This window comes from Burkholderia sp. SIMBA_051, from assembly GCF_046534915.1.
Taxonomy (GTDB): Bacteria; Pseudomonadota; Gammaproteobacteria; order Burkholderiales; family Burkholderiaceae; genus Burkholderia; species Burkholderia ambifaria.
The window spans coordinates 1-241 of record NZ_JAWRXS010000789.1; the positions used below are offsets into that span (position 1 = coordinate 1).

Consider the following 241-nt stretch of genomic DNA (forward strand, 5'->3'; position numbering starts at 1 on the left):
CTCGTGCTCCGTCCGCCACTCGACGAAGATCTCCATACCTTCGGGAGAGAGTCGCAGGAATGGCGGGTTGCCGTCGGGCTCGCCGTCAGGCCCGACAGGGATCTCCGCCTGCCACGTCTCGACCGGGTCAGCGTCAATGAGCCGCTTGAATACCGCGTGCGCGGCATGCTTCGCCTCGGCGTCCGGCCAGCAATCGACGTTCTCCCACGTCTCGCGCGGTACGTCAGGCCATACGAGCACG

General features: G+C 66.4%; 1 protein-coding gene. It reads right to left on the reverse strand.

Annotated features, from left to right (window positions below):
• Positions 1 to 241 (reverse strand): hypothetical protein (locus tag SB771_RS36620; RefSeq protein ID WP_410722239.1); only part of this gene is annotated, 241 nt, incomplete at both ends.